General features: G+C 33.9%; 6 protein-coding genes. 1 reads left to right on the plus strand and 5 read right to left on the minus strand.

Annotation, left to right across the window (positions count from 1 at the left end):
• Positions 1 to 6 precede the first annotated feature (6 nt).
• From ACNQF6_RS12950 to ACNQF6_RS12965, 4 genes are all read right to left on the minus strand, one after another.
• The gene (locus ACNQF6_RS12950) at positions 7 to 1,602 is read right to left on the minus strand and encodes a hypothetical protein (protein ID WP_417966322.1); all 1,596 of its coding nucleotides are present in this window, start codon (positions 1,600 to 1,602) and stop codon (positions 7 to 9) included.
• 19 nt (positions 1,603 to 1,621) lie between these two features.
• Positions 1,622 to 3,100: a RagB/SusD family nutrient uptake outer membrane protein gene (locus ACNQF6_RS12955; RefSeq protein WP_417966323.1), complete on the minus strand. Its 1,479-nt coding sequence runs from the start codon at positions 3,098 to 3,100 to the stop codon at positions 1,622 to 1,624.
• An 11-nt stretch (positions 3,101 to 3,111) separates the two neighbouring features.
• Positions 3,112 to 6,171 carry a SusC/RagA family TonB-linked outer membrane protein gene (locus tag ACNQF6_RS12960; protein ID WP_417966324.1) on the minus strand — a complete coding sequence of 1,020 codons (3,060 nt, stop codon included), beginning with the start codon at positions 6,169 to 6,171 and terminating at the stop codon, positions 3,112 to 3,114.
• A gap of 236 nt (positions 6,172 to 6,407) precedes the next feature.
• Positions 6,408 to 9,215 (minus strand): helix-turn-helix and ligand-binding sensor domain-containing protein, encoded by a 2,808-nt coding sequence (locus ACNQF6_RS12965; RefSeq protein ID WP_417966325.1) that lies wholly within the window; start codon positions 9,213 to 9,215, stop codon positions 6,408 to 6,410.
• 180 nt (positions 9,216 to 9,395) lie between these two features.
• On the opposite strand from ACNQF6_RS12965, the gene uvrA reads away from it, so the two are divergent.
• Positions 9,396 to 12,191 carry an excinuclease ABC subunit UvrA gene (uvrA, locus tag ACNQF6_RS12970; protein ID WP_417966326.1) on the plus strand — a complete coding sequence of 932 codons (2,796 nt, stop codon included), beginning with the start codon at positions 9,396 to 9,398 and terminating at the stop codon, positions 12,189 to 12,191.
• Positions 12,192 to 12,196: 5 nt separating this feature from the next.
• Here uvrA and ACNQF6_RS12975 read toward each other — a convergent pair whose 3' ends face one another.
• Positions 12,197 to 12,496 carry a hypothetical protein gene (locus tag ACNQF6_RS12975; protein WP_417966327.1) on the minus strand — a complete coding sequence of 100 codons (300 nt, stop codon included), beginning with the start codon at positions 12,494 to 12,496 and terminating at the stop codon, positions 12,197 to 12,199.
• Position 12,497 lies beyond the last annotated feature (1 nt).

The raw sequence follows: 12,497 nt of genomic DNA on the forward strand, positions 1-12,497 counted from the left end.
CTTTTATTAATTATGAAAATAAACATTATCAATATAAACAGTATTATTTCCAGAAGGGCCACCCACATAAATTAACTGTGCAATGTGTGCTCGTGTAGTTAATCCTGTGAAGGAACTTAACGGGATATCTAAACTTACCCAAGATCCTTTAGTTGGTGACGGAATTGTGATTTCATGTTCTACATCATCTCCACCTCCAAAAGCTCCATTAGCTCCAAAATCGACTAATTTTATTTTGAATTGTGTAAAATCTGAGGACCAGACATCAGTATGAAAATGTGTCATTGCAGTAGCATTTATAGGAGTTGTAGTTGCTTCTATACCAACAAAATCCAATGCACTATATTTTTTTGTCGCATTTCCATTAATGCTCAAATCCGTCAAGGTAGCACTTGACCAAGAAGTTCTCCAAGTGTTAACAGGAACATTTGTATAAGCATCGCTGAACATAGAAATTACTTTAGATGCTGTTAAAGTTGGAGTTGGCGCTGCCGTAATAGAACCGGCTTTATTGTAAAAGAAAACATTATCTACATAGACAGTTGTACTTCCAAATGGTGCACCTACAAAAATTAACTGTGCTATATGACTGCGTGTCGTCAATCCAGTGAAGTCACTTAATGGAATATCTAAGCTCACCCATTTTTCCTTAGCGGGATTAGCGATTGTAATTTCATGTTCTTTATCATCCCCTCCACCAAAAACACCATTAGCTCCAAAATCAACTAATTTAACTTTAAACTCTGTAAAATCAGATGACCAAATATCGGTATGAAAGAAAGTCATTGCCGAAGCATTGATAGGAGATGTAGTCGCTTCAATACCTACAAAACCTAATGAACTGTACTTTTTGGTTTTGTTGCCACTAATATCAATATCTTCTAAATTTGCCTGTGACCATGAAGTCCTCCAAGTGTCAACCGCAACATTTGTATAACTATCGCTAAACATAGAAATAACATTTGCTGCAGGAATAGTAGGCACTGGAGCAGCAAATAAATTAGTTACTGTTACACTTTGTATTTTTTGTGTCGTAGCAACCCCTCCGCTTAATGCGACCACTTTTACTTGATAGGTTCCCGGATTTAAATACGTATGTGTAATCACTTCATCTTGCATGAAATCTACTGGAACTTCATTCGCTACATCTCCAAAATAAACTTGAAAGAATGTCTCTAATTCCGCTTTAGCGGTTACATTAATCGAAAGATTGCTTCCAATAGTTATGGTCGGTTCAAAATTTGTCGGTGCCAAAAAAGAGACTGTTACCTCTTGAATAGTTTCGGTTTTTTTACCGTTAATAGTTACACCTACTATTTTTGCCTGAAATTTACCTTCTTTATATTTGTGGGTAATAGTAGCTCCAGGATTTACATAAACAGGAACTGTAGTTGCATCTCCAAAATAAATTTCGAATTGAGTTACACCTTCCCCTTTTGGCAAAAAAGTAACATTTCCTGAGTTATCTTGTGTAATGGTTGTCAGGGCAGATATATTTGAAGGTGCATTAACACCGTCTAGATCTACGTCATTATTTTCATCTGAACATCCCAAAAGGATAGTAAAAATAAAAAGACTTAGTATTAATTTTAAGTTTTTCATATTTAAATAATATTAGTTTTTAGTATCCAGGATTTTGTGTCCAATTTCCATTAGCAAATTGAATTTCCTCAATAGGAATGGGAAACAATTCATTTTTGTTAGCTTTAAATCCAGTAATTTCCTGAGTAGCTTTGCCAGTTCGCACTAAATCGAAGAAACGGTGTCCTTCACCAACTAATTCCACTCTTCTTTCTGCTAAAATAAAGTCAGTCAAAGCTGCTCCAGAAGACGAAATATCATGATTCAAATCGCCAAAAGCACGTCTTCTAACTTGGTTCAAATATCCTCTCGCTTTAGTATCATCGATTCCACCGCGATTGTAAGCTTCGGCCGCCATCAAAAGAACATCCGCATAGCGAATGGCTCTGTAATTATTAGGATTAGTTAGGTTTAAATCTCCTTGCGCATTGGCACTTCTTTTTCTTGGAATGTATTTTCTATTAAAAAAACCGGTGTGTTCATATCCTTTTCCGAAAGTTGCACCTGTTGAAGCTGCCCAAGCTTCGATATCTAATATTGCTACCGCTTTTCTTCTGTCTCCAGCTTCAAATACATTTACGACTTTCTGAGTTGGAACATTAAAACTGAAACCTGAAGTAAATAAATCGCCTGAATAATTTCTTGGTCCACTGAAACCAACCGCTACATTTCCTTCACTACATTGGAGACATCCAAAACCTGCACCTTCCACATCTGTGTATTGTACTTCAAAAACCGATTCTAATCCATTTTCTCCGGCATTTTCAAAAATAGTATTGTAATCTGAAACCAATGAATAGGTGGATGTTCCAATTAAACTTTCGAAAGTTGTTGCTGCTTGCGCGTATTTATTCTGGTACAAATATGCTTTCCCTAATAATGCCAAAGCTGCGCCTTTAGTTGCTCTTCCTTTTTGGGCTGCTGTTGAAGATAAGTTTTGAGAAGCAAAGATTAAATCAGCTTCAATGGAAGCATATACTTCTGAAACGGATGCACGCGGAATTATTTTCTCGTCACCAGAGCTGAACCTTGCATCCCCTTTCAATGGGATTCCACCAAACCATTTTACTAATTCAAAATGATAATAGGCTCTTAGAAAGCGGGCTTCACCAATCACTTGATTTTTTCCATCAAAATCAGTTTTGTCTTTGAATTCCAAAATATAATTAGCTCTTTGAACTCCTGCAAACATCCAGTCCCATAAGTTTTTTAGATTACTGTTCACTGGTGTGTGAATCATATCATCAATTTGCTGAAAACCCGGAGTATCAGATTGACTTTCGCCTCCGGCCAAAGTATTATCTGAAGCTATTTCGCCTAACAATGCATTCAGATATGTAGTTTGTAACAAATCATAGGCTGCTATTAAAGCGTTGTCATAATCTGATTTTGAATTAAAATAATTCTCAGAATCAATCGAATATTCGATAGGTCGATCTACAAAATCATCACTACAGGAAATGGTTACTGTTGAGAAAATTGTTATCGATATAAGGGTAATAAATAGGTGCTTTTTCATTTTAATACGAATTAAAAATTAATGTTTAAACCTAATAAATAGGTTCTTGGGATTGGATAAAAACCATAGTCAATTCCTCCGCCAATCGGAGCTCCATTAGAAGCACCCGGATCAAAACCTTTGTATTTTGTAAATGTGTATAAATTATTTACACCTGCATACAAACGTAGTTTTGTGATTCCTGCTTTTTCAGAAAATTTAGAATTTATTGAATATCCCAATTGCATGTTTTGGATTCTTAAATAAGAAGCATCTTCAACAAAATAACTGGAAAAAGTAGAATTTCCTGTAGCACTTGTAGTCACTCTTGGAGTAGTATTAGTACTTCCTTCGCCAGTCCAACGGTCTAAAACATAATTAAGTCGATTTACATCTGTAAGGTTTCTTTCGTAATTTCTTACCATATCATTTCCTACTGAAGCAAAAGTATAGACTGCAAAATCAAAATTTTTGTAATTCATTTGTAAATTGAAACCCATTGTAGCATCAGGAATTGGATCTCCAATATTCGTTCTGTCATTAGCATTAAGAATTCCGTCTCCATTTACATCTACAAATCGAAGATCTCCAGGACTGGCGTCAGCACCTAAAGATAATTGAGACGGGTGTGCATCAACTTCTGACTGGTTTTGAAAAATTCCATCTGTTTTATAGCCATAAAAATAACCTATTGGCTGACCTACTTCCATTCTTGAAGGTGCTTGTTGGCCTACGCCAAATGAACCTCCTTCAATATATCCTATTCCGTTGTTTACGGCTAATACTTCGTTTTTAAGGAAGGTAACATTGTACCCAACACTCATCGAAAAATTCTCCGAGAATTTGTTCTTGTAATCTATTGCAAACTCTAATCCTGAGTTTCTTACCGTTCCTGCATTGATTGTTGGTGAACCTGCACCAGGAGCTGCTGTTCCGTTGATTCCTGAAACAGGTATAAATGGGATTAACAAATCGGCTCTGGTATCAATAAAATAATCTGCAACAATAGAAACTTTATTTTGTATCAATTTAAGATCTAAACCAACGTCAAATTTCCTGGCTTCTTCCCATTTCAAATTTGGATTTGGAATTTGTCCTGTAGCCAAACCATTCACTAAAACATCATCAAAAACGTACGTCGCTTCTCCGCTTAGTTGTGAAACATAGCCATTGTTAGGAATTTGGTCATTTCCTAAAGTACCGTAACTTCCTCTCAATTTCATGAAGTTTATTAGTTTATCTTCTCCAAAAAAGCCTTCATCAGAAATTACCCAACCCGCAGTAAATGATGGAAAATAACCCACTTTATTTCCGGGTCCAAATTTTGTAGAAGCATCACGTCGTATCATCGCAGAAAAAAGGTACTTCCCTTTGTAATCGTATTGTGCTCTTGCAAAATAAGAAAGTCTTCGTTCGTCATAATTATAGGAACCGTTTGGTACGGTTTCAGAAATTCCTTTGGTCAATGCTATATCTGCAAACTCCCATGAATTGTAGGGAACATCAAATCCAGTAGCAAATAATCCGTTTCCGTATTGTTTGAAAATAGTATTTCCCACTGTCGCCACTACATTATGGTTTTCTCCAATTTTCTTAGTGTAAGTTCCAAATAAATCAAATGAATAGTCATTATCATTAATGGCACTTTGGGAAACCGAACTTCTCAAAACATCAAATACTTTATCTGAAGGATTTATCCAATATAAAATTTGCTTGGCAAACGATTTAGACTCACTGTTTGAAGTGTTAAAACCAATAGAACTTGAAATTGTAAAATTTTTGAAAACCTTATAATCCAATCCAAAATTACCATTGACTTTCTTAAAGTTATAGTCATTATAAGTATTGGCAATTTGGGCCAATGGATTTATAATTTCAATTCCTAACCCAGTATTTGTAGGTACTTTTGTAAAATCTCCATTTGCATCATAAGGCGTTAATGTTGAAGGTGTATTCAAAGCATTGAACAAAACAGAACCTAAACCACTTTCGTTTAATGATTTTCTATTAAAATAAGTGTAGATTACATTCGTTTTCAATTTCAATTTATCTGTAACATCTGCACCTACAGAAACTCTTGCCGTATTTCTTAAAAACCCAGATTTACTTTCGCCAATAATTCCTTCCTGATCTAAATGAGAACCACTTACCGCATAGGTAATTTTATCAGATCCACCAGAAAATGAGATGTCATGATTGATAATAGGAACACTAGTACTGAAAACTTCATTTTGCCAGTTTGTACCTTTACCTAAACCAGAAACATTAGGAAAAGGAATTGAGTTTCCACCATTAGCATAACTTTCATTCAATAATAAGGCGTATTCAGTAGCTTTCAACATAGGTAATGTTCTTGACGTTTCCTGAAAACCTGTATAAGTATTGTAACTAATTTTTGATTTCGAATTCTTTTTTCCGGATTTTGTCGTGATAAGAATAACTCCATTAGCACCAATAGTACCATAAATAGCTGCTTGGGCATCTTTTAAAACGGTGATAGACTCGACATCATTTGGATTTAACAATCCAAGTTCTCCAACATATCCGTCGATGATAGTTGTAGGTCTGTTTTCACCATTAGTTGCTATACCTCTGATGCGAATATCCAAAGCGGCACCAGGAGCACCCGAAGTAGTTGTAACATTTACTCCGGAAACAGTTCCTTGTAAAGCTTGCTCAATTTTAACCGGTTTTAAAGCTTCCAAAGTTTTGCTATCTACTACAGAAACTGCTCCTGTTACTTCTCGCTTTTTTTGACTTCCGTATCCAATTACTACCACTTCATCTAATACTTTAGAATCTTCTTGTAACGAAATAGAAAGAGCACTATTACTAGAGATTACTTTATACTCTAAATTTTTATACCCTAGGTACGTAAATACTAATGTTGCGCCAGAGGAAACTCCTTTTAAAGAAAAACGACCATCCATATCTGTCGCCGTCCCAATCCTTGAATTTTTAACTTGAACATTCACTCCTGGTATAGGTAAACCAGAACCGGTTTCTTTAACAACTCCTCCTATATCATATCCTTGGGCAAAACCAAAAGAGGATAAAAATAGAAAAAGGATTAGTAGATAGTTTGACTTCATAATTTATATTTTTTGTGAATTATAAAATTAATCTGAACAACTAATAATAAATTAAAAAGAACCTCTACAAAAAACATACAATCTAAAAAATCACTTGTTTAATTCATAATATTTAAAAAAGGGCTTAGAATTAAGAAGAAATTCAGATTTTCAGATTTTCTTTAAAACAAAAAAACCACAACAATAATGCTATTGTTGTGGTAATGTATAGTTTTACCTATAAAATTTAGAAGGAACTATACAGCTAAAATGTACTCTACAAGTCCTTGCTCGTGCGACAATTCCATTTTCTTACGCAAACGATATCTTTTTATTTCAACGCTTCGTACAGAAATGTTTAACAAAGGTGCCACTTCTTTCGAAGAAAGATTCAATCTTAAGTAGGCACATAATCTCAAATCGTTTGGAGTTAAGGACGGATGAGCCAGTTTAATTTTTTTCAAAAAGTCTTTATCGGCATTATCAAAAGCTTCTTTAAATACACTCCAACTATCACCTTCAGTTATGTTCTTATTAATTGTAGAGATGACTGATTTTATGCTTCTGTTGCCATCATCAGGCGTTTTCTTTAAATCATCTTTGATAAAAGCCAGCAACTCATTTTTACTATTCAAACTCATCGTAGAAACAGCCAACTCTCTATTTTTAGTGTCTACATCTTGTGAAAGCTGTTCGTTTCTAATGCGCATTAATTCCTGCTCGTTTTCAAGTTCTTTAATCTCTAATAACAAATTATTCTCTTCTATCAATTTCTCCTTTTGTTTTTGATAGTAATTCTTATAGGCTTTATGAATAAATCGAGCCATTACAATCACAAAAATAAAATAGAAAAGAAGAGCAATATTAGTTAAATACCAAGGTTTTTCAACAGTAAAAGTATACCTAGCTGTATCTTCTAAAGTAGAATTCGCAAATTTAGCTCTCACCTTAAAAGTATATTCTCCAGGAGGCAAATTTTTAAAATTCACCGTTGATTTCGCACTCCATTCGCTCCATTCCTCTTGAAATCCCTCTAATAAATATTGAAATTCAGCATTGATGTATTTATTAAATTCAGGAACAGTATAATTAATGGTTATATTATTTTCGTCATATTTAAAACTACCTTCTCCCTGAATGGAACGATTTTCGGAAGTTTCATTTAGCTTATTTGTTGTAATTGCGGAAATAGAGACGTTATGATTTTTAAAACTCAATTCATTAAGATTCAAAATATAGTACCCGTCAGTAGTTCCTATCAAATAATTAGAATTGGAAATTTGAGTAATATTTTCGTAGCCTAACATCGAATTTGTTAATGAAGCGGGAATTGGTATTACATTTTGCTTCAGTTGATTACTTAGTTTACTCAATGAAAAATAATGGATGTAATTTTTTGAGAACAACCATATTTTATTGGAATTATCAACAATCAATTTTCCCGAAGTATATTCATCTTTTTCGAAAACAGAACTTAATAATTTATCCTTATTAAATTGTTTTGTTTTCTCATTCAATTTAAAAATACCATCTTTATTAGCATAGTAAATTATGTTGTTGAACTTAGTTAGACTGGCATTTTTACCTTTTTCAGGTGTTTTATAGGTTACAAAAGGTTTTGTCATAGACAATTTTTCGTCTAGTTCTAGCCTGTAGACTCCTTTATATTCATGACTCACATATACATTCAGCGCATTCGTGATTTCAAAATATTTTGAGGAATAATTAAATCCTGCAATTTTATTTCTAAAACTCCATTGATTATTCGTTTTTTCCAGAACGGAAATTCCGTAGTAATTACCTTGAAGCAAAAGCCCTTTTTGATTGGGGACAGTTTCAAATTTCCAAGTTCCTGATGCTGAAAATATATTTTTTGCAACAGCGTTTTCAATCACAAATGTTCCTGAATCATGACCGCAGAAAAGCGTTCCATCGTACTCAAACAAAGACCAAACCTGCCCTTTAGTTCCGTTTACAAATTTGAATTCATCATAAGTCAGATAGTTTTTATAAAACAAACCTTGATTAGTTCCTACATACAAATTACCTTTATAAAACTTTGAGGTATAAACGGTTCCTAAAATCCCGGTGTCATCCACAAAATTTTGTATAGGAGATTGCAGATTAATGCAATTGATACCGTTGTCCAATCCTACCCAAAGATTCTTGTCGGCATCTTCAAATAAAGACAACGCTGTATTATTACTCAAGCCTTTGTTTTGATTGATGTGATACTTAATTTTTCCATTATTGTTTAAGATGAAAATCCCATTAGAGACTGTTCCCAAAGCAAAACTTCCATCTGATAGCAATTGACTGCTATACACGCTACTGGATGCTAATTCTGAATCAACTTCGGTAGTAAATTTAGTCAAAACAGTTCCTATAAGTTTATAAAATCCATTCAACTGTGTCTGGATTACAAGGCCTTCATCAATAGCAAAAACGTTAACAATCCTATTGTTTTGCAAAATTGGATTATTAGAAACTAAACGCCCTTTTCCGCTTTCAATTTCAAAAAGTCCTTCATTTATACTCTGAAAATAAATTGCATTTTTTGTACGGAACGATTTAGTAATATTGTTTTTAGGAGCAATAATTTTGAAACCTCCCGTTTTAGTATCGTAAATATAAATTCTGTCCAAGGACTGAAAAATCACCCATTGTTCATAGTTCAATATATTCCAAAACTGTTCGTCATTAAGTATTTGTGTTTTTATTGTTTTACTAAGTGAAGTGTATTTTAATTTTCCATTTGTTTGCCTAGTCCAGAAACCAAATTCCATATAGCAACCGGTATAAATTTTATTTCCAATCACTTTTACAGAACGAACAATAGTTTCGTTTGGTGATGGATATAACTCCCAATTTGATCCGTTAAATTCCAATAATCCCTCATTGTTAGCAAAAAAAACATAATGATTTTGATCCTGCGAAATCATCCAATTCTGGTTTCCCGCACCATATGTGGTTGAGGCATATTTTACAATGGGCGGTAATTCCTGAGAAAAAGCACAAAAGGACATTAAAAAAAGAAAAATGTATAGTTTTGTTTTCAATGGCATGGTAAAGTTAATTTTTTCAAAAATAATCTTAAAAATACTATTTTTTTAGTTGATAGAAAACATAAAAACTATACAACAAGAAAAATCACTTATTAACCATACTTTTAATCATTATTTGTGACTTGTTGAATCCTTTTAGTCAGTTGAAAATTGATTACTTTTGTAAAAATTATCATTTTTATGCAAGTTGACCTTTCGAAATTAGATCCAAAGAAAAATATCATCATAAAAGGCGCACAAGTACATAACCTAAAAAATGTAGATGTTGCGATTCCCCGAAATAAATTAGTGGTTATCACAGGACTGTCAGGTTCTGGAAAATCAAGCTTGGCTTTCGATACTTTATATGCCGAAGGGCAACGCCGTTACGTAGAGAGCTTGTCATCTTATGCAAGACAATTTCTTGGACGTTTGGATAAACCAAAAGTGGAATATATCAAGGGAATTGCTCCTGCGATTGCCATCGAACAAAAGGTAAATACAACAAACGCACGTTCTACAGTAGGGACTTCAACTGAAATATACGATTATGTAAAATTGCTTTTTGCCAGAATAGGCAGAACATATTCTCCTATTTCTGGTCGTGAAGTCAAAAAAAATACGGTAACTGATGTAGTTAACGATGTAAAAACTTTTGAATTGGAGAGCAAATGGCTGCTTCTTGCCCCTATCCATCTGGAAGAAGGACGAAAACTAGAAGACAAACTAAAAGTGCTTTTACAACAGGGTTTTGCCCGAATATTAGTAAATAATGAAATGGTCCGTTTAGATGATTTACCGGATTCGTTTGCAAAAAAAGACATATTTCTAATCATTGACCGTATTGTGGTTAATCCCGACACTTCAGGAGAAGAAGAGTTCTACAATCGATTGGCTGATGCGGTACAAACTGCTTTTTTTGAAGGAAAAGGAATTTGCTATTTACAAGAATTAAACTCTGATAAAAAGTATTCCTATTCCAATAATTTTGAATTGGACGGAATTACATTTCTAGAACCAAATGTACATTTATTCAGCTTCAATAATCCGTATGGAGCATGTCCAGTATGTGAAGGATATGGCAATATTATAGGGATAGATAGCGAATTAGTAGTGCCAAATACGACTTTATCCGTTTTTGAAAATGCAATTTTCCCATGGAGAGGTGAAAGTATGAGTTGGTTTCGAGACGAATTAGTCAATAACGCATACAAATTTGATTTCCCAATTCACAAACCTTTTTACCAGTTATCTGAAGACCAAAAAGAATTAATCTGGAATGGAAATAGCTATTTTCAAGGTTTAAATGATTTCTTCAAAGAACTGGAAGAAAAGAATTATAAAATCCAAAACAGGGTTATGCTTTCGCGTTACAGAGGTAAAACAAAATGTCATTCCTGCAAAGGAAAACGTCTGAGAATTGAAGCTTCGTATGTAAAAATTAACTCAAAAACAGTTTCAGATTTAGTTGATTTGCCTATTAAACATTTGGTTGCTTTTTTCGAAAATATTGACTTAGATGCTTATGAAAAACAAATAGCGAAACGATTGTTAGTAGAAATCAATAATCGATTATCGTTTTTAACCGAAGTAGGATTAGATTATCTGACGTTAAACAGAAATTCAGCAACACTTTCCGGGGGAGAATCACAACGCATCAATTTAGCGACTTCGCTAGGAAGTAGTTTAGTGGGTTCTATGTACATTCTGGATGAACCGAGCATTGGTTTACACCCAAAAGATACGGAACGCCTGATAAAAGTACTGTTATCTTTAAGAGATTTAGGAAACACGGTTATTGTGGTAGAACATGATGAAGATATCATGAAGGCCGCAGATATGATTATTGACATTGGTCCGGAAGCAGGTACTTTTGGAGGTAATCTGGTAGCTCAAGGCACGTATGATCAAATTCTAAAATCAACTTCTCTGACCGCTAAATATTTGAATGGAGACTTAGAAATTACTGTTCCCAAAAAACGCAGACTTTTCAAGAATTTTATCGAAATAAAAGGAGCTCGAGAACACAATCTTCAAAATATAGATGTAACTTTTCCTCTGGATGTATTAACTGTTATTACCGGAGTTTCAGGAAGCGGAAAAAGTACGCTTGTTAAAAAAATCCTTTTTCCGGCGATGCAAAAAAAGCTCGAAAATGTTGGTGAAAAAGCAGGGCAATTCAGCGAAATATCAGGTTCGTTTTCGCAAATCAAGCATATTGAATACGTAGATCAAAACCCAATAGGAAGAAGTTCCCGTTCTAATCCTGTGACCTATATTAAAGCATATGACGATATTCGGGAATTGTATGCCAAGGAAAAACTATCAAAAATAAGAGGCTACCAAGCCAAACATTTTTCTTTTAATGTTGATGGCGGAAGATGTGAAACCTGCAAAGGAGAAGGTTCCATAAACGTAGAAATGGTTTTCATGGCCGATGTACAATTACCATGTGAAACCTGTAACGGAAAACGATTTAAAAAAGAAGTTCTGGAAGTTGCTTTTGAAGGTAAAAATATTCATGATATTCTAACCCTGACGATAGATGATGCAATTGCTTTTTTTATAGCTAATAAACAAACTAAAATCACTCAGAAATTGCAACCTTTACAGGATGTTGGATTGGGTTATGTACAATTAGGACAATCATCTTCTACACTTTCCGGTGGGGAAGCGCAGCGTATAAAACTCGCTTCATTCTTGGTAAAAGGAGCCACAAAAGACAAAGCTTTATTTGTTTTTGACGAACCTACGACAGGATTGCATTTTCATGATATCAAAAAATTATTGGCTTCTTTTGATGCATTGATAGACAAAGGTCATTCGATTCTAGTAATTGAGCACAACCTTGATCTTATCAAATGTGCTGATTGGATTATTGATTTAGGACCTGAGGGCGGAGAAAATGGGGGGAAATTATTAGCCGTAGGAACTCCGGAACAAATTGTAAAAATAAAAGATTCAGTTACTGGAAAATACCTAAAGGAAAAATTATAAAAATGCTATTCTGAATAGCATTTTTCTTCAAATGTATTTCCATCTTCATCGATGGCTATCACTATATTTTTTTCTTTGGAAGAAACATAAGTCAAGTAAATCCAACCAACTGACCATACACCTAAAGTCATACAACAAAGTAAAAAATTAAACCCGTGATCTACCTCTTTCCTATCTTTTGATAAAACTGCAAAAGGTAAACTATCATTTTGTTCTATAATAGTAAATCCATGGTGGATTTTATTAGCTAGCGTACTAGTAAATTTTTGTAGACTTTCTTCGTTAATATATGTATTGCTTTTCATA

It is taken from the genome of Flavobacterium pasteuri, assembly GCF_048286615.1.
Lineage (GTDB): Bacteria > Bacteroidota > Bacteroidia > Flavobacteriales > Flavobacteriaceae > Flavobacterium.